At 64.3% G+C, this 16,006-nt stretch carries 18 protein-coding genes; 12 read left to right on the top strand and 6 right to left on the bottom strand.

Features of this window, described 5'->3' with window-relative positions; translation table 11 throughout:
- Window positions 1–64: 64 nt before the first annotated feature.
- Complete coding sequence (dgcA, locus tag BMI87_RS15640; protein WP_078522544.1) at window positions 65–1,027, top strand: N-acetyl-D-Glu racemase DgcA; 963 nt, start codon at window positions 65–67, stop codon at window positions 1,025–1,027.
- Window positions 1,028–1,046: 19 nt separating this feature from the next.
- Window positions 1,047–1,907, top strand: a complete 861-nt coding sequence (locus BMI87_RS15645) for a D-amino-acid transaminase (protein WP_078522545.1) — start codon at window positions 1,047–1,049, stop codon at window positions 1,905–1,907.
- 91 nt (window positions 1,908–1,998) lie between these two features.
- Here the strand turns inward: BMI87_RS15645 and BMI87_RS15650 are convergent, their stop codons facing one another.
- The 3 genes from BMI87_RS15650 to BMI87_RS15660 all read right to left on the bottom strand — a co-directional run bounded on the left by BMI87_RS15650 (window position 1,999) and on the right by BMI87_RS15660 (window position 4,541).
- A complete protein-coding gene (locus BMI87_RS15650) occupies window positions 1,999–2,508 on the bottom strand; it encodes a hypothetical protein (RefSeq protein WP_078522546.1) in 510 nt (169 codons plus the stop codon).
- Window positions 2,509–2,723: 215 nt separating this feature from the next.
- A complete protein-coding gene (locus BMI87_RS15655; protein WP_078522547.1) occupies window positions 2,724–3,662 on the bottom strand; it encodes a calcium-binding protein in 939 nt (312 codons plus the stop codon).
- Between the two features lie 132 nt (window positions 3,663–3,794).
- Complete coding sequence (locus BMI87_RS15660; RefSeq protein WP_078522548.1) at window positions 3,795–4,541, bottom strand: N-formylglutamate amidohydrolase; 747 nt, start codon at window positions 4,539–4,541, stop codon at window positions 3,795–3,797.
- A gap of 136 nt (window positions 4,542–4,677) precedes the next feature.
- On the opposite strand from BMI87_RS15660, the gene pyk reads away from it, so the two are divergent.
- From pyk to BMI87_RS15705, 10 genes are all read left to right on the top strand, one after another.
- Window positions 4,678–6,123, top strand: a complete 1,446-nt coding sequence (gene pyk / locus BMI87_RS15665) for a pyruvate kinase (protein WP_078522549.1) — start codon at window positions 4,678–4,680, stop codon at window positions 6,121–6,123.
- A 36-nt stretch (window positions 6,124–6,159) separates the two neighbouring features.
- A complete protein-coding gene (locus BMI87_RS15670) occupies window positions 6,160–6,402 on the top strand; it encodes a hypothetical protein (protein ID WP_246832717.1) in 243 nt (80 codons plus the stop codon).
- Window positions 6,403–6,545: 143 nt separating this feature from the next.
- Window positions 6,546–6,746 (top strand): 50S ribosomal protein L35, encoded by a 201-nt coding sequence (gene rpmI, locus BMI87_RS15675; RefSeq protein ID WP_078522550.1) that lies wholly within the window; start codon window positions 6,546–6,548, stop codon window positions 6,744–6,746.
- A gap of 18 nt (window positions 6,747–6,764) precedes the next feature.
- Window positions 6,765–7,130: a 50S ribosomal protein L20 gene (gene rplT, locus BMI87_RS15680; RefSeq protein ID WP_078522551.1), complete on the top strand. Its 366-nt coding sequence runs from the start codon at window positions 6,765–6,767 to the stop codon at window positions 7,128–7,130.
- Window positions 7,131–7,533: 403 nt separating this feature from the next.
- Complete coding sequence (pheS, locus tag BMI87_RS15685) at window positions 7,534–8,607, top strand: phenylalanine--tRNA ligase subunit alpha (RefSeq protein WP_078522552.1); 1,074 nt, start codon at window positions 7,534–7,536, stop codon at window positions 8,605–8,607.
- On the top strand, window positions 8,604–9,227 hold the full coding sequence (locus BMI87_RS22195; protein WP_146673555.1) for a hypothetical protein: 624 nt from the start codon (window positions 8,604–8,606) through the stop codon (window positions 9,225–9,227). Before pheS ends, BMI87_RS22195 begins: the two co-directional genes overlap by 4 nt.
- Window positions 9,228–9,301: 74 nt before the next feature.
- On the top strand, window positions 9,302–9,733 hold the full coding sequence (locus BMI87_RS15690) for an ASCH domain-containing protein (RefSeq protein WP_078522553.1): 432 nt from the start codon (window positions 9,302–9,304) through the stop codon (window positions 9,731–9,733).
- Window positions 9,693–9,986, top strand: coding sequence for a YrhK family protein (locus BMI87_RS15695; RefSeq protein WP_078522554.1), 294 nt, complete (start codon window positions 9,693–9,695; stop codon window positions 9,984–9,986). Before BMI87_RS15690 ends, BMI87_RS15695 begins: the two co-directional genes overlap by 41 nt.
- A 10-nt stretch (window positions 9,987–9,996) precedes the next feature.
- Window positions 9,997–12,405, top strand: coding sequence for a phenylalanine--tRNA ligase subunit beta (pheT, locus tag BMI87_RS15700; protein ID WP_078522555.1), 2,409 nt, complete (start codon window positions 9,997–9,999; stop codon window positions 12,403–12,405).
- Between the two features lie 347 nt (window positions 12,406–12,752).
- Window positions 12,753–14,375, top strand: coding sequence for a GMC family oxidoreductase (locus BMI87_RS15705; protein WP_078522556.1), 1,623 nt, complete (start codon window positions 12,753–12,755; stop codon window positions 14,373–14,375).
- On the opposite strand, the gene BMI87_RS15710 is transcribed toward BMI87_RS15705, so the two are convergent.
- Genes BMI87_RS15710 through BMI87_RS15720 form a run of 3 tightly spaced genes read right to left on the bottom strand, consistent with a single transcriptional unit; the run spans window position 14,351 to window position 15,913 of the window.
- Entirely contained in the window at window positions 14,351–14,737 is a 387-nt protein-coding gene (locus BMI87_RS15710; RefSeq protein ID WP_078522557.1) for a GFA family protein, read from the bottom strand. The two genes, BMI87_RS15705 and BMI87_RS15710, sit on opposite strands and share 25 nt — an antisense overlap.
- Window positions 14,737–15,465: a rhomboid family intramembrane serine protease gene (locus tag BMI87_RS15715; protein ID WP_078522558.1), complete on the bottom strand. Its 729-nt coding sequence runs from the start codon at window positions 15,463–15,465 to the stop codon at window positions 14,737–14,739. Before BMI87_RS15715 ends, BMI87_RS15710 begins: the two co-directional genes overlap by 1 nt.
- A gap of 40 nt (window positions 15,466–15,505) precedes the next feature.
- The gene (locus tag BMI87_RS15720) at window positions 15,506–15,913 is read right to left on the bottom strand and encodes an META domain-containing protein (protein ID WP_168173979.1); all 408 of its coding nucleotides are present in this window, start codon (window positions 15,911–15,913) and stop codon (window positions 15,506–15,508) included.
- Between the last annotated feature and the right edge of the window lie 93 nt (window positions 15,914–16,006).

Genomic DNA, 16,006 nt, shown 5'->3' on the forward strand with positions numbered 1-16,006 from the left:
TCGCTTGTGACCCCTGCCGGATGCCTCCGGCGGGGATATTTGCACCAAGTCGAAGGGGGCGCGGATGATCCGGGTGAGTCATGATACGTTCAAGCTGGCGCAGGTCTTTACCATCGCGCGCGGCTCGCGCACCGAAGCGCATGTGCTGAGCGTGACGCTGGAGCGCGACGGCGTGACGGGGCGGGGCGAATGCGTGCCCTATGCGCGGTACGGCGAAAGCCTCGACAGCGTCACCGCGCAGATCGAAAGCCTTCCGCAAGGGATTTCCCGCGCCGAGCTGCAAGAGGCGCTGCCCGCCGGGGCTGCGCGCAACGCGGTCGATTGCGCTTTGTGGGATTGGGAAGCCAAGAAGAAGGGCGTTCCGGTCTGGGAGCTGGCCGGGTTGGACAAGCCCGTGAGCCAGACCACGGCCTATACGCTGTCGCTGGACGAGCCGGAGAAAATGCGCGCGGCGGCCGCCGAACATGCGCATCGTCCGTTGCTGAAAATCAAGCTCGGCACGCCCGAGGACATGCCGCGTCTGCGCGCGGTACGCGAGGGCGCGCCGGAGTCGAAGATCATCGTCGATGCGAACGAGGGCTGGGAGATCGAGACTTTCCTCGACATTCAGGCCGAGCTGAAGAAGCTGGGTGTCGCGCTGGTCGAGCAGCCTTTGCCTGCGGCGGGGGACGAGGCGCTGTCGGATATTCAGCGGCTGGTGCCGATCTGCGCCGATGAGAGCTGCCATACGCGCGACGGGCTTACCGATCTGCGCGGCAAATACGACGTCATCAACATCAAGCTGGACAAGACCGGCGGTCTGACCGAGGCCTTGCGGCTGCGCGATCTCGCGCGCGCCGAAGGGTTCGGCGTGATGGTCGGCTGCATGGTGGGATCGAGCCTTGCGATGGCGCCGGCGATGCTGGTCGCGCAGGGGGCGGATTACGTCGATCTTGACGGCCCGCTGCTTCTGGCCGAAGACCGCGATGTGCCGCTGCGTTACAAGGGCAGCGTGGTGGAGCCGCCGGAGCCGGAACTCTGGGGCTGAGTTTGCAAGGAGCAAGAATATGAGCCGGATCGTCTATCTCAACGGAGAGTATATTCCCGAGGAAGAGGCCAAGGTCTCCGTCTTCGACCGTGGTTTCGTGATGGGCGATGCGGTCTATGAAGTGACTTCCGTTCTTGGCGGCAAGATCCTCGAATTCGAAGGTCACATGAACCGGCTCGGTCGCTCGCTGGCGGAGCTGGAGATGACCTGCGATCTGACCCGAGACGAATGGATCGAGATTCACCGCGAACTGGTCAAGCGCAACGATCTCGACGAAGGCATGATCTACCTTCAGGTCTCGCGCGGGAATGCGGGCGATCGCGATTTCCACTACCCGCCGGAAGGCACGCCCCCGACCGTGGTGCTGTATACCCAGTCGAAGCCGAACCTCGCCGACGATCCGAAGGCGAAGCAAGGCATCAAGGTGATCTCGCTTCCCGACCTGCGTTGGCATCGCCGCGACATCAAGACGGTGCAGCTGCTCTATCCGTCGATGGCCAAAATGGCGGCCGAGAAGGCTGGCAAGAACGATGCGTGGTTCGTGGAAGATGGCTTCGTGACCGAAGGCTCGTCGAACAACGTCTATATCGTGAAGGGCAACAAGATCATCACGCGGCATCTGAGCCACGACATCTTGCACGGGATCACCCGCGCCTCGCTGCTGAAATATGCCGCCGAGAGCCAGATGGAGATCGAGGAGCGTCCCTTTACCATCGAAGAGGCTCAGGGTGCGGATGAAGCTTTCTTCACGTCGGCCTCGGCTTTTGTGATGCCGGTGGTGGAGATCGACGGCGAGGCGGTGGGCGAGGGCGCGGTTGGCCCGGTGGCTATGCGTCTGCGCGAGATCTATCTCGACGAGAGCCGCAAGGCCGCGATCTGATCCGCGCCGAGGCGCAACATCTGGAATTTAAAAAAGAAAAGACCCCGGCCAGCCCAACCGGGGTCTTTTCCTGTCATGCGAGCGGTGTCTCTCAGGCCGCCGCATGAGCGCGGAATTGGAAGGCATCTGGCGCGATTTGCTCGGGCGCGATGCCTGTGATGACCAGTTCGGCCTGACCTTCAATCACGACGAGCGTGCCTTCGGCGCAGGTGCGGAAGGTGATGTCGTCGCGGCGGGGCGCAGAGCCGGTGAAATCGAGGGCGATGGCGTCGCCCGGTTCGAACCCGTTTATGCGCGGCAGCGGCTCGGGGCCTGCGGCGGGTGCAGGTGCCGGAGCGTGTGCGCGGGTCTCGGCCTGTTGGTTCGGATGCGCCAGCAGCGCTTCGATGCGCATCATCACGGCGGCATCGAGGTCGTTCGCGCTGTCTTCCACATTGGCGGGGCGCGTGCCGAGCGCCTTTTCCAGCGGAGCGCCGTGCGACGGCGCAGGGGCGGCCGCTCCGGTGTCGGCGGCGGCGCGAACCTGGCGCTGGCGCGGCAGACCCTCGGCCCAGCCGAGAAGGCATAACGCGATGGTGGTGGCGATGAACAAGGCGAGCATGGTTTCTCCTGATCTTGCCTTGATCGTCGCGACATTTTGTCGGCTGCGCAAAAGCTTTGTGAGGCCGAAACCGGCCCATTGTTCAGGGGGCGTTAACCATCAGAGAGAATGGCGAGGATTAGTATCGCGATCGGATATGGTCGCGTTTTTGGGGCTTTACCGAAACGGAAGGAGGCCGCGCGATCGGCGGCCTCCCGGCACGATTCGAGAACGGGTCAGGCGTAGACTGGCTGACCGTAGTTGAGTCCGTCGGTGGCATAGATCGCGCCGCCCGCCGCCTTGAGCGCGGCATATTCGACATCCTTGAGCGTCGCGACCTGCTGGCCATTGATCGACACGATGGAGTCGCTGCCGCTTTGCGAGACGGTGAAGTCGGACACGTTGTCGAGGTCGTCCACCTCGATGCCCAGAAATTCGCCGAGCGCGCCGGGGGCCGGGGTCGGGTCGAGCTGTCCGAAATCGGTCACGGTTACCGGCGCGTCTCCCTCGTTCCAATCGACCCCGAACCAATCCGAGCCGGTGCCGCCGGTCATCGTGTCGCCGTCGTCGCCATTGAGGTAGTCGTTATTCGCCCCGCCATCGAGCAGGTCGGGCGCGCCGTCCTGATCGACGGCATAGAGTTCGTCATCGCCATAGCCGCCATAGAGGGCGTTCGACCCTTCGGCATCCATGAGGTAATCGGCACCGAGATTGCCGCGCAGCGTGTCATCGCCCTGGCTGCCGGTGATCGAGTCGTTGCCCGCGCCCGCGTCTATATAGTCGTTGCCCGAGCCGCCGACCGCGCCGAAGACGCCTGACGCCTCATAAAGATCGAGGAATTCGCCGAGGCTCGTCGCCTGATCCATCGCCTGCTGGTCCTCGGGGGAGAGGTCGCCGCCGTCATTGCCATCGCCGAGATAGATGTCGTCGTCGCCTGCGAGCCCCATCACCGTGTCGGTCCCATCGGTGCCACGGATCGTGTCGTCGCCCGACGTGCCTTCTGTCAGCTGATCGGGTCCGGAGATGTCGATCTCCTCGCCTGCACCGGTGCCCTCTTCATCAGGACGAGCCGCTTCCTCGTCGTCATGGTCATCTTTATGGTCGCCGCCACCGTCGAGGCTGGCCCCGACAAGGAGCGCCATCGGCAGGAAGGCGAGAAGAAGAGTCGCGAGCATCGGTGATATCCCCCTGAAATCAGGGAAAATATCCGCGACACTCACGAAAGCGTCAATACAATGTGATCAAAATATGGCAGGAGTAACGTAGCTTGGAAACAATCCCTCGCCTCACGCGATTACTGTCGCCAATTACAGCCCGCTCTGCGCCAGAACCCGTGTCAGAATCGGCGTCAGACGGTCGGCCCATGCGGCTTGCTGCTCGGGCGTCGCGATCAGGTCGTTGCGCAGCTCGATCAGCACGTTCGGGCGGCGATGCGCCAGCGCGTGGCGGTCGATCGAGTCGCCCTCCAGATGGCCCAGATAGGGTTGGTTGTCGCCCACGCAGAGATCGCCCTCGGCTTCGAGCGCCGCGATCATCTCATAGGCGAGGCGCGGATCGGCGGGAGCGTGCAGGATGCCGACATCCCACGGCCGGGGCGGTCGCCCGCGCAGGCGCGGTGTAAAGGAGTGAACCGCGCAGATCACCGTATCGTCGCGCCGCGCCGCGAGCCGGGCATATTCCGCATGATAGGGGCGATAGAGCCGGTCCAGCCGCCGCTCGACCTCTGCCGCGTCGGCATGGCGGTTCGCGGGGATGATCGTGCCGTCATAAAGCTTCATCACCAGCGTCGGATCGTCTTCGCCCCGGTTCGGGTCGATCACCAGTCGAGAGAAATCGCTCGCGATCATCGGTGAGTCGAGCCGCTCCGCCAGTGCCTCGGACAGCCCCAGCGCGCCCACGTCATAGGCGATGTGACGCGCCATATCTTCGGCGTCGATGCCGAGATCGCCGCCGCCCACCCAGTCGGGCACGGTGTTGCGCGCATGATCGCAGGTGACCAGCCATCGTCCGGTCCGTGCCTCTCCAGTGATCGAAAGGGGCTGTTTTTCGTTCATAGTCTCTTCACGCTTGCTCGATATGGCTCAGATAACGGGAAAGATTGCGCCACGCCAGTTGCGGCCCGCGACAAATTGCGCCATACGCGTACTTGGCCCACGACATGACATCAATTTGAACGGAAAACGAGGACGCATGAGACGCCTTCGCAACGTGAAGATCGTGGCTACGCTGGGCCCATCTTCCTCTGACTATGACAGCATCAAAGCTCTGTTCGTCGCAGGCGCGGACGTGTTCCGCCTGAACATGAGCCATGGCAGCCACGAAGAGCATCGCGCTCGGCACGCCATCATTCGCCAACTCGAAGCCGAATTCGGCCGCCCGATCGCGATCCTCGCGGATCTTCAGGGCCCGAAACTGCGCGTCGGCACTTTCGCCGCGCATGGCGCGGAGCTGGAAGATGGCGACAAGTTCCGCTTCGATCTCGACGAGACGCCGGGCGCCACGCATCGTGTGTGCCTGCCGCATCCCGAGATTTTCCAAGCGCTCGAGCCGGGCTCGGAACTGCTGGTCAATGACGGCAAGATCCGTCTGGTGGTCGACGACTGCGGCGACGATTTCGCGAATTGCACCGTCACTGTGGGCGGCACGATCTCGGACCGCAAGGGCGTGAACGTCCCCGACGTGGTGCTGCCGCTGGCCGCGCTGTCGGAGAAGGACCGGCGAGATCTGGAATTCGCCTGCGAGATGGGCGTCGACTGGCTCGCGCTGAGCTTCGTGCAGCGTCCCGAGGACGTCGAAGAGGCGCGCGAGCTGGCCAAGGGCCGCGCGGCGATCCTGTCGAAGATCGAGAAGCCCTCTGCGGTGCGCAGCTTCGACGAGATTCTTCAGGCTTCGGACGGGATCATGGTCGCCCGCGGCGATCTGGGCGTGGAGCTGCCTGTTCAGGCCGTGCCGCCGATCCAGAAGCAGCTGATCCGCAAATGCCGCACCTGGGCGAAGCCCGTGATCGTGGCGACGCAGATGCTGGAATCGATGATCGAGAGCCCGATGCCGACCCGCGCGGAGGTCTCCGACGTCGCGACCGCGATCTACGAGGGCGCCGATGCGGTCATGCTGTCTGCGGAATCCGCGGCGGGTAACTACCCGGTCGAAGCTGTCGAGACGATGAACAACGTCGCGATCTCGGTCGAGAAGGACCCGACGTACCGCGAAGTGATCGAAGCCTCGCGCCATGCGGCCCGTCAGACCGTCGCCGACGGGATCGTGGCCGCCGCGCGCGAGATCGCCGAGACCACCGATATCGCGGCGATCTGCGCCTATACGCAATCGGGCAAAACGATCGCGCTCATCGCGCGGGAGCGTCCGCGGGTGCCGATCATCGCGCTTTCGCCGATCGAGGCGACGCTGCGCCGGGTCTCGCTGACCTGGGGCGTGCATGCGGTTCCGTGCGGTGAGCTGGAGCGGTTCAAGCAGGCCGTCGTCAACGCCGCCCGCGCGGCGCGCGATTTCGGCTTTGCCGACGAGACGCAACAGATCGTCGTCACCGCTGGCGTGCCGTTCAACGTGCAGGGCACCACGAACATCCTGCGCGTCGCACCCTGTGATGAGCGATTGATTTACCGCACTGACCCTGAGTAACCTTTCCCGAGAGGGTTGGTGACAAGGGCGCAGGCGATGGATCTTTCTTCGATAGATGCCGATCTCCTGCTGACGATCGGGCTGGCGATCGCGATCATCGCGATCCCGGCTGCGATCTCCGCCTTCTCCGACAGCCGCCCGCCGCGGGCGGCGACGGTCGGGATCCTGGTGGCTGGTGCGTTGATCCTGCTGGCTTTCTACGCCCGGCCGGGGGGCTATACGCTCAAGACGGTGCCAGACGCGGTGGCGCGCATATTGGCTCGCGTGGTCAATTACTAGGGTCGCCCTTAGGGGGTGGGGCAGTTCCGGATTTTTCCCTTGCCAAACGGACCTGCGGCGTCTAACAGGCCCACTCTGAACCCGCGCGGCCGGCCTAAGTGGCATGCCGAGTCGCGCTTCCACACCCTGCAAAGGAGCTGTAAATGCCCAAGATGAAGACGAAATCCGCTGCCAAGAAGCGGTTCAAGTTCACCGCGACCGGCAAGGTCAAGGTCGGTCCGGCCGGCAAGCGTCACGGCATGATCAAACGCTCGACGAAATTCATCCGCGAAACCTCGGGCACCATGGTGCTCTGCGAGGCGGATACGAGGATCGTCAAGAAATACATGCCCTACAACCGCTGAACTCGGGAGACTTGAACAATGGCACGCGTCAAATCCGGTAAGGTCACCCACGCCGCGCACAAGAAAGTGCTCAAGAAGGCAAAAGGGTATTATTCCTCGCGCTCGCGCAACTTCCGCACTGCGACCCAGGCGGTCGACAAGGCGAACCAATACGCGACCCGCGACCGTAAAGCCCGTAAGCGCAACTTCCGCGCGCTCTGGATCCAGCGTATCAACGCCGCCGTGCGCGCCGTCGATGCGGATCTGAGCTATTCGAAGTTCATCTTCGGCCTCAACCAGGCTGGCATCGAAGTGGACCGCAAGGTTCTCGCCGATCTCGCCGTGCACGAGCCCGAAGCCTTCGGCGCGATCGTCGAGCAGGCGAAAGCCGCCGCCGCCGCGTAATCGGCTTACGACAGAATTCGGGAAGGGCCGCTCCATCTGGGGCGGCCTTTTTCGTTTCGCGTGGGAGGCTGGCCGGGGAGGGGGCTCTGCCCCCGCTCGTTTCACGAGCCCCCCGGGATATTTCCACCAAGAGGAAGAAAAAACGCCCGGCTCGGACCCATCATCGGGCGGCAGACCGGGCGCTTCCCCTTGAGCGGTCATCGGCGTCCCCGCCTGTACCGCGTCTCTGAGACAATCCGATTCTGGTTAAGGATCTGTTGCGCTTCTTCTCGAGGGAAATATCCCGGGGGAGGTCGCAAGGCCGGGGGCAGCGCCCCCATCCGCCCTTTGCCTGCAAGCGCGAGGTTGCAAAGGCGCGCCGGCGCGGCTAACCCGTGGGCCAAGCAAATTCCCGGGGAATGATATGCAAGAGCTTCGCGATAAATACCTGAGCGCCGTGGCCGATGTGACCGACGAGGCCGCGCTGGAAGAGATCCGTCTGGCCGCCTTGGGCAAGAAGGGCGAAATCAGCCTGAAGATGCGTGAGCTGGGCAAGATGACCCCGGAGGAGCGCCAGACCACGGGCAAAGCGCTCAACGTGCTGAAGGACGAGATCGACGCGGCGCTGCGCGCGAAGAAGGCGGCGCTGGCGGATGCGGCGCTCGATGCGCGGCTGCGCGAGGAATGGCTCGACGTGACGCTGCCGGGTCGGCCGCGGCGGCAGGGCACCATTCACCCGGTCTCTCAGGTGATGGACGAGGTCACCGCGATCTTCGCCGATATGGGTTTCGCGGTCGCCGAAGGCCCGCAGATCGAAGACGACTGGCACAATTTCGACGCGCTCAACATTGCGCCCGAGCACCCCGCCCGGCAGGAGCATGACACGTTCTTCATGCATCGCGACGAGGGCGACAATCGTCCGCCGCATGTGCTGCGCACCCATACCTCGCCGGTGCAGATCCGCGCGATGCTGGAGCAGGGCGCGCCGATCCGCGTGATCGCGCCGGGCCGCGTCTACCGCATGGATATGGACCAGACCCACACGCCGATGTTCCATCAGGTCGAAGGTCTGGCTATCGGGAAAGACATCTCGATGGCGAACCTGAAATGGGTGCTGGAAGAGTTCTGCAAGGCCTTCTTCGAGGTGGACGGCGTCGAGCTGCGTTTCCGCGCCTCGCATTTCCCCTTCACGGAGCCGTCGGCCGAGGTCGATATCCGCTGCTCGTGGGAGGGCGGTAGCCTGAAGATCGGTGAAGGCGACGACTGGATGGAAATCCTCGGCTCGGGGATGGTGCATCCGAAAGTGCTCGAATCCGCCGGGATCGACCCGAACGAATGGCAGGGCTTCGCCTTCGGCATCGGGATCGACCGCCTCGCGATGCTGAAATACGGCATCCCGGACCTGCGGGCGTTCTTCGAGAGCGACCTGCGCTGGCTGAAGCACTATGGGTTTAGCGCGCTGGATCTGCCGACGGTGGCTGGTGGGTTGAGCCGGTGAGCGCCTCGTTCGCGGCTAACGCTCTGCTAATCTTGCAGGCTGCCGCGAATTTGGCGACCGTCCTTGGGGTGGCGTTTGCGATCTGGCAATACAGGAAGTGGCAGAGGCAGCAACTCACCCTAAAAAGTAGCCAGCACGCGGAAGAGGTTCTGCAGGGTCTTCTCGATATAGCTGAAGGCCTTGACGATTGTGTTCCCCGAGCATCGCTTGAGTTTGACGGCATAGCTGCTCTGTATGGAGGGAAACCATTTCATCGCTACTACGAAGACTGTCGACGTGTTCTTGGGAATCTGCCGCAGCTCAAATCTGAGCTAAGAGAACTTTCGAAAAAGACTATCCGCTTGTCCGCGCTTGGCATCTATTCCCATGAGTATGAGTTCCTTGACAGGCTTCAGAAGCAAGTTCGTGAAGCTGAATTATGTCTTTGGGATGCGTTTGACCGATACAATGAGTGGAATGGAGCAGCTGATGACAAAGAAGCTGTCCGACATGCCTTTCAAATAGCGGAAGATGAGCTTCGCAAACTGTCAGCCGTAACTTCCTCTGATCTCAGAGGCGATCTGGAGATTGCATACGATCATTTGCGCGAAGCTATTCGGATGACAAAGGCTGCAAACTAGCCCTTATGGGGGAATAGAGACATGCCCTTGGTTGATCCGCCGCCCGCTTCCCCCAACCAAAAAGGAAGCCCCCAATGCCCGACCCCATCACCTTCACCTTCGGCGACAGCCGCGAGCTCTGCGACCAGCTCCTCACCCTGATCCGCCAAGGCAAGAAGACCGCCACCTGCGGCGCGCTCACCTATTTCACCGAAGGGGGCGAGGATATGCCGGTGGTGGGTCGCCGCGATATTGCGCTCGACTGGGACGGCAAACCGGCGGTGATGATCGAGACCATCGAGGTCACGATCCAGCGCTTTTGCGATGTCGATGAAGACTTCGCTCTGGCCGAGGGGGAGGACGAGACGCTGCAAGGCTGGCGGCAGGGTCATCAGGCCTATTTCGAGCGTAACGGAGGTTTTACCCCCGAGATGGAACTCGTTTGCGAGCGGTTTCGCTTGGTAAAGGACTATCAAGGAGAACCCGATGGCCCAGAAGAAACGCCTCTTCGACACCCCGAAGCATGAACAAAGCCCCGAGCAGCGCCGCTTCGTCGCCCTCACGGAGATCGCCTATACGGTGGTCGATTTCGGCGCGGCATTCTGTTTCGTGATCGGCTCGATCTTCTTCTTCTACGAGAGCCTGATGATCCCCGGCACGTGGTTGTTCCTGATCGGGTCGCTCCTTTTCGCCGCAAAACCCTCGATCCGGCTTTGGCGGGAGTTGAAACTCCTTGAGATGGGGGATTACAAGGACCTCGCGCAGCGCAAGCAATCCTGAGGGAAGTCCGATGAAATTCACCCTGTCCTGGCTCAAGGATCATCTCGAGACCGAGGCCACCGTCGATCAGATCGCCGAGGCGCTCACCGATCTCGGGCTTGAAGTCGAGGAGGTCGTCGATCCGGCGGCGAAGCTGGAGACGTTTACGCTCGCCAAGGTGCAATCGGCCGAGCAGCACCCCGACGCCGATCGTCTGCGGGTCTGCATGGTCGAGACGGATGAGGGTGTGACGCAGATCGTCTGCGGGGCGCCGAATGCGCGGGCCGGGATCACGGTGGTGCTGGCCAAGCCCGGCGATTACGTGCCCGGCATCGATGTGACGCTGTCGGTGGGCAATATCCGCGGGGTGGAGAGCCACGGGATGATGGCCTCCGAGCGCGAGCTGGAGCTGTCGGACGAGCATAACGGGATCATCGAATTGCCGTCGGGCGAGGTCGGGCAGAAGTTCACCGACTGGCTGGCCGAGAACCGTCCCGAGGCAGTCGATCCGGTGATCGAGATTGCAATTACGCCGAATAGGCCGGACGCGCTTGGCGTGCGCGGGATTGCGCGCGATCTGGCGGCGCGGGGGCTGGGCAAGCTCAAGCCGCTCGACGTGCCGAAGGTCGAGGCTGCGCTCAAAGCTCCGATTTCGGTGACGATCGACCCGGTGCTGAAGGAAAAAGGCTGCCCGCTATTTGCAGGTCGCGTGATCCGCGGCGTGAAGAACGGGCCGTCGCCCGAGTGGCTGCAAAAGCGGCTCAAGGCGATCGGTCTGCGCCCGATCTCGACGCTGGTCGATATCACGAACTACTTCACCTATGACCTGAACCGGCCGCTCCATGTCTTCGACATGAAGAAGGTGGCGGGCAATCTGGTGATCAAGCCGGCCGAGGGCGGCGAGGAGTTCCTCGCGCTCGACGAGAAGACCTATACCGTGCGCGCAGGCGACATGGTGATCTGCGACGACAAGGGCGTCGAGAGCCTCGCCGGGATCATGGGCGGCGAGGAGGCCGGTGCGGATGAGGACACGGTCGATGTGTTCCTCGAGAGCGCCTATTGGGACCCGATCACCATCGCGGCGACGGGCCGTGCGCTGAAGATCAACTCGGATGCGCGCTATCGGTTCGAGCGCGGTGTCGATCCGGCTTTCACGCTGCCGGGGCTCGATCTGGCGGCGAAGATGGTCGTCGATCTGTGCGGTGGCGAAGTGTCGGAGCTGGTGATGGATGGCGCGGTGCCGGATGTCAGCCGCGCTTACAAGCTGGACCCGGCGCGGGTGATCTCGCTCGTCGGCATGGATATTCCCGAGGCCACGCAGCGCGAGACGCTGGAGGCGCTTGGCTTCACGCTCGACGGCGACATGGCGACGCCCCCGACCTGGCGCCCCGATGTGCTGGGTTCGGCCGATCTGGTCGAGGAAGTGGCGCGCATCGCCTCGCTGACGAAGCTCGAGGGTAAGCCGATGGGCCGCGAGACGACCGGCGTGCCGGACGCGATCCTGACGCCGATGCAGCAGCGCGAGCGGATGGCGCGGCGCACGACGGCGGCTTTGGGCTACAATGAATGCGTGACCTACAGCTTCATCGACGAGGCCTCGGCCAAGCTGTTCGGCGGTGGCGCGGATGCGACGAAGCTGGAGAACCCGATCAGCTCGGAGATGACGCATATGCGCCCCGATCTGCTGCCGGGTCTCTTGCAGGCGGCCGCCCGCAATCAGGCGCGCGGTCTGAACGATCTGGCGCTGTTCGAGGTGGGCCCTGCGTTCAACGGCGGCGAGCCGGGCGAGCAGGTTCTGCAGGCGACCGGGCTTCTGGTCGGTCACTCCGCGCCGCGCGATCCCTTCGGCTCGCGCCGTCCGGTGGACCTCTATGATGCGAAAGCCGATGCCGAGGCCGTGCTGGCTGCGGTCGGCGCGCCGGCGCGCGCGCAGATCAACCGCAAGCTCGATGCGTGGTGGCATCCGGGCCGGGCGGGCAATGTGGCGCTTGGTCCGAACCTGCTGGCGACGTTTGGGGAAGTGCATCCCAAGGTGCTGCGCGAACTGGGCGTGAAGGGCCCGGCGGTCGCCTTCACGATCCGTCTGGCAAACATCCCCTTCCCGAAGAAGAAGGGCGCAACGCGGCCCGCGCTTCAGATTTCCGACCTGCAGGCGGTCGAGCGCGATTTCGCCTTCGTCGTGGATGCGAATGTCGAGGCGCTGACGGCGGTGAACGCGGCGATGGGTGCAGACAAGAAGCTGATCGAGAGCGTGAATGTCTTCGACCAGTTCACCGGCGCCAAGGCCGAGGAGCAGATGGGCGCGGGCAAGAAGTCGATCGCGCTGACGGTGCGGATGCAGCCCGCCGACAAGACGCTGACCGATGCCGAGATCGAAGCGGTGAGCAAGAAGATCGTCGAGAAGGTGAGCAAGGCCACCGGCGGCACGTTGCGCAGCTAAGGTTGTCCTCGAGAGAGTTTGGAACGCCCGGTCGGAGAGACCGGGCGTTTTCTTTTGTGTGTAGGGGAGGGCGGGGCCAGACCGCCGGGTGGGCGTCGCCCTCTGAGGTTGGCGCTTTATCCCCGCCACGTCCGGGCGACCTCGACCCGCGCGCTGCCGTCGCAAAAGCGCCCGCCCGAGGGGGCGGTCGGGCGCTGCCCGGGCCGCTTCGCGGCTGATCCGGGCATTCAACTCCAGCCGTTCTCACCCGAGGCTCGGGCGCGTCCCTGACCCGTCCGACCCAGCGTAATCCTTCCCTATCTTCCGAAACCCGCTAGGCTTTTCGCGAACGAGGGAAGGAGGAGCCCTTGCGTTTCGATTATCTCATTCTGGGCGGCGGCTCGGCGGGGTCGGTGCTGGCGGCGCGACTGTCGGAGGACCCGACCGTAACCGTCTGCCTTGTCGAGGCGGGCCGCGAGGCGCGCGACATTTTCGTGCGTGCGCCTGCGCTGGTCGCCACGATGGTCGCCGGGCGGCCGCCGATCCACAACTGGGCGCTGCGCACCGTGCCGCAGCCGCGGTTGAACGGGCGGCGTGGGTTCCAGCCTCGGGGCCGGGGGCTTGGCGGGTCGTCGGCGATCAATGCGATGCTCTATGCGCGCGGCCAGCCCGAGGATTACGACGGCTGGGCCGAGGCGGGCGCCGAGGGCTGGGACTGGGAGACCGTGAAGCCGTGGTTCCTCGCCTCCGAGCGCAATGCCCGCGGGGCGTCGGACTGGCATGGCGCCGAAGGGCCGTTGCAGGTCGGCGACCAGCGGCGACCGCGGGCGATCAGCCGCGCTTTCATCGAGGCCTGCGAAGCCGTGCAATGCCCGCCGAACGAGGATTTCAACGGACCGCGACAGGAAGGGGCGGGGCTCTATCAGGTCACGCAGTTCTGGGACGGTCCGCGCAAGGGCGAGCGCTGTTCGGCGGCGGCGGCCTATCTGCATCCGGTGATGGCGCGGCCCAATCTGACCGTGCTGACCCGCGCGCGCGCCGAGAAGATTGAGATCACGGAGGGCCGTGCGACGGGGGCGATCGTCCGGCAAGGCCGCAAGCGGATGAAGATCGAGGCGGCGCGCGAGGTGATCGTCTCGGCGGGGGCGTTCGGCTCGCCGCAGTTGCTGATGCTGTCCGGGATCGGGCCTGCGGATCATCTGCGCGAGGTCGGCATCGAGCCACGTCTCGACTTGCCGGGCGTGGGCGCGAACCTTCAGGATCATCTGGATTACGTCATCAGCTACACCTCGCCCCGGCGCGACGTGGTGGGGCTGAACCCGCGCGGGCTGATGCGGCTGGCACGGGCGGCGGGCGCGTGGCGCAAGCATGGCGAGGGGCTGTTCGCCTCCCCCATGGCCGAGGGCGGGGCCTTCCTGCGGAGCGATCCGAGCCTCACCCGGCCCGATCTGCAGATCCATTTCGTCGTGGGCATCGTCGATCAGCATATGCGCAAGCCGCATCTGGCCGATGGCTGGTCGGCTCATATCTGCCCGCTGCGGCCTCAGTCACGCGGGACGCTGCGGCTGGCCTCGAGCAATCCGCGCGCGGCGCCCTTGATTGACCCAGAATACCTCTCCGATCCGCGCGATGCGGCGCTGCTGCTGAAAGGCGCGCGGCTTCTGGACCGGATCGCCGAGGCGGAGCCGCTTCGCCCGTGGCGGGGGCGCAGGTTCTATCCGCATGACGGGACGGATGAGGGGCTGATGGCCGATATCCGGGCACGGGCGGATACGATCTACCACCCGGTCGGCACCTGCGCGATGGGGCAGGGCGACATGTCGGTGGTCGATCCTCAGCTGCGGGTGCGCGGGATCGACGGGCTGCGCGTCGTCGATGCCTCGGTGATGCCACGGCTGATTTCGGGCAATACCAACGCGCCGACGATCATGATCGCCGAGCGCGCCGCCGCGTTCATTCGAAAGGATCAATCGACGCGATCGGTCGGGTGATTGACGCCGTCATTCCACGGCACCGGGTCCAGATCGCGCGGGTTCACCCCTTCCAGACAGGCGGCATTCACGCCGTATTGGTTCGGGTTCGAGCGGCGCTGGTGATGGGTGTAGATGCCGCAGGTTTTGCAGAAGTAATGCTTCGCGGTCATCGTGCCGAATTGGTAGAGAGTCAGGTTGTCCTCGCCCTTCACGATGCGGATGCCCGAGAGCGGGGCCGAGACCGCCACCGCGCCGCGCCGACGGCAAAAAGAGCAGTCGCAGCGCCGCTTCGTGTTGAGCCCGTCGGAGAGGGTCACCTCCATCTCCACCGCGCCGCAATGGCAGGTCAGGCGGTGGGGCGACTGGATTTCGGGCAGCATCAGCGTCTCCGTGTGACTGTGGGGATATTGGTCTGGCGCTCGCGCGCCTCGGGGAAGGGCGGGTGGCCATGGGTGAGCCGCCAGAAGAGCGGCCCGCCAAGGCGATACCACAGCGGCAGCGTCAGAAGCGCGCCCGCCACGAAGCCGCCGATATGGGCCATGTGGGCGACGCCGCCCGACGCGCCGGAGGTCAGCTCGTTGAATAGCTGGATCGCGAACCACAGGCCCAGCACCAGCCAAGCAGGCGTGGCCCAGATCTTGAAGAAGACGAGGAAGTAGAACAGAACGTCGATCCGGGCTTTCGGATAGAGCAGCAGATAGCCCCCCATCACGCCTGCAATCGCCCCCGAGGCGCCCACCATCGGCACAGTCGCATTCGGGTTCGCCGAGATCTGCGCGAAGGCGGCGGCCAGCCCGCAGGCGAGATAGAAGATCAGGAAGAGAACGCGCCCCATCCGGTCTTCGAGATTGTCGCCGAAGACCCACAGAAACAGCATGTTGCCCGCCAGATGCAGGATACCAGCATGCAGGAACATGTGGGTGAAAAGCCCGTGCCACGCGACACCATGCGTCACCGCTGCAGGCCAGAGCGCGTTGTCGAGCCAGAGTTCGCGCATATCGCCGCCCCAGGGCGCGGTCATCACATAGACCACGATATTGATCGCGATCAGGGTCCAGGTGACCCACGGGGTGCTGTAAGAGGGGTTGTGATCGCGGATCGGGAACATCGCCCGAGAGGGCCACGCCCCGCACCGCCGGTCAAGGCGCTTATTGCGTGGCTTCGATCACCGTGTCGCCCTGCGCGATCAGCTCCAGCCGATCCTGCGACAGTTTCACCGTATCGACGCGGGCCATGGCCGAGTGGAAGGCCTTCTCGACACCCATTGCGGGCTCGGGGCACATCATGCGCGTTCCGGCCAGCTCGCCGACGCGCACCCGGCCATCCTTCTCCGAGATCCGGCCGTTATAGTGATTGCAGCCCGCCTTGCCCGCGATCAGGCCCTTTTCGGGATGGGTCAGCGTGACTTCGACCCCGTCGGGCAGGGGCTTGCCGTCGATCGACACCACTTCCCAGATCGCGTTCGGCGCGATGGCCTCGAGAGGGTCGCCCGGCTCCGACTGGCATCCTGCCACAAGCCCCAAGGCCAGCAGCGGCCCGATCACGATCGCACGCATTTTCAGCATCCCTCCTGGTCTCACGCGCCTTGCTTAGACCTTGAGAATGGGCTGCGCCATTCACGCCCCCGTGAGTGACTGTCGGAAAGTTGC

It is taken from the genome of Thioclava sp. F28-4 (assembly GCF_002020045.1).
In the GTDB taxonomy this organism is placed as follows: domain Bacteria; phylum Pseudomonadota; class Alphaproteobacteria; order Rhodobacterales; family Rhodobacteraceae; genus Thioclava; species Thioclava sediminum.

Excerpts from the sequence above, each read along its gene's own strand:
- dgcA (WP_078522544.1), top strand. The coding sequence starts at position 65 with ATGATCCGGGTGAGTCATGATACGTTCAAGCTGGCGCAGGTCTTTACC.
- BMI87_RS15645 (WP_078522545.1), top strand. The coding sequence starts at position 1,047 with ATGAGCCGGATCGTCTATCTCAACGGAGAGTATATTCCCGAGGAAGAG.
- BMI87_RS15650 (WP_078522546.1), bottom strand. The coding sequence starts at position 2,508 with ATGCTCGCCTTGTTCATCGCCACCACCATCGCGTTATGCCTTCTCGGC.
- BMI87_RS15655 (WP_078522547.1), bottom strand. The coding sequence starts at position 3,662 with ATGCTCGCGACTCTTCTTCTCGCCTTCCTGCCGATGGCGCTCCTTGTC.
- BMI87_RS15660 (WP_078522548.1), bottom strand. The coding sequence starts at position 4,541 with ATGAACGAAAAACAGCCCCTTTCGATCACTGGAGAGGCACGGACCGGA.
- pyk (WP_078522549.1), top strand. The coding sequence starts at position 4,678 with ATGAGACGCCTTCGCAACGTGAAGATCGTGGCTACGCTGGGCCCATCT.
- BMI87_RS15670 (WP_246832717.1), top strand. The coding sequence starts at position 6,160 with ATGGATCTTTCTTCGATAGATGCCGATCTCCTGCTGACGATCGGGCTG.
- rpmI (WP_078522550.1), top strand. The coding sequence starts at position 6,546 with ATGCCCAAGATGAAGACGAAATCCGCTGCCAAGAAGCGGTTCAAGTTC.
- rplT (WP_078522551.1), top strand. The coding sequence starts at position 6,765 with ATGGCACGCGTCAAATCCGGTAAGGTCACCCACGCCGCGCACAAGAAA.
- pheS (WP_078522552.1), top strand. The coding sequence starts at position 7,534 with ATGCAAGAGCTTCGCGATAAATACCTGAGCGCCGTGGCCGATGTGACC.
- BMI87_RS15690 (WP_078522553.1), top strand. The coding sequence starts at position 9,302 with ATGCCCGACCCCATCACCTTCACCTTCGGCGACAGCCGCGAGCTCTGC.
- BMI87_RS15695 (WP_078522554.1), top strand. The coding sequence starts at position 9,693 with ATGGCCCAGAAGAAACGCCTCTTCGACACCCCGAAGCATGAACAAAGC.
- pheT (WP_078522555.1), top strand. The coding sequence starts at position 9,997 with ATGAAATTCACCCTGTCCTGGCTCAAGGATCATCTCGAGACCGAGGCC.
- BMI87_RS15710 (WP_078522557.1), bottom strand. The coding sequence starts at position 14,737 with ATGCTGCCCGAAATCCAGTCGCCCCACCGCCTGACCTGCCATTGCGGC.
- BMI87_RS15715 (WP_078522558.1), bottom strand. The coding sequence starts at position 15,465 with ATGTTCCCGATCCGCGATCACAACCCCTCTTACAGCACCCCGTGGGTC.
- BMI87_RS15720 (WP_168173979.1), bottom strand. The coding sequence starts at position 15,913 with ATGCGTGCGATCGTGATCGGGCCGCTGCTGGCCTTGGGGCTTGTGGCA.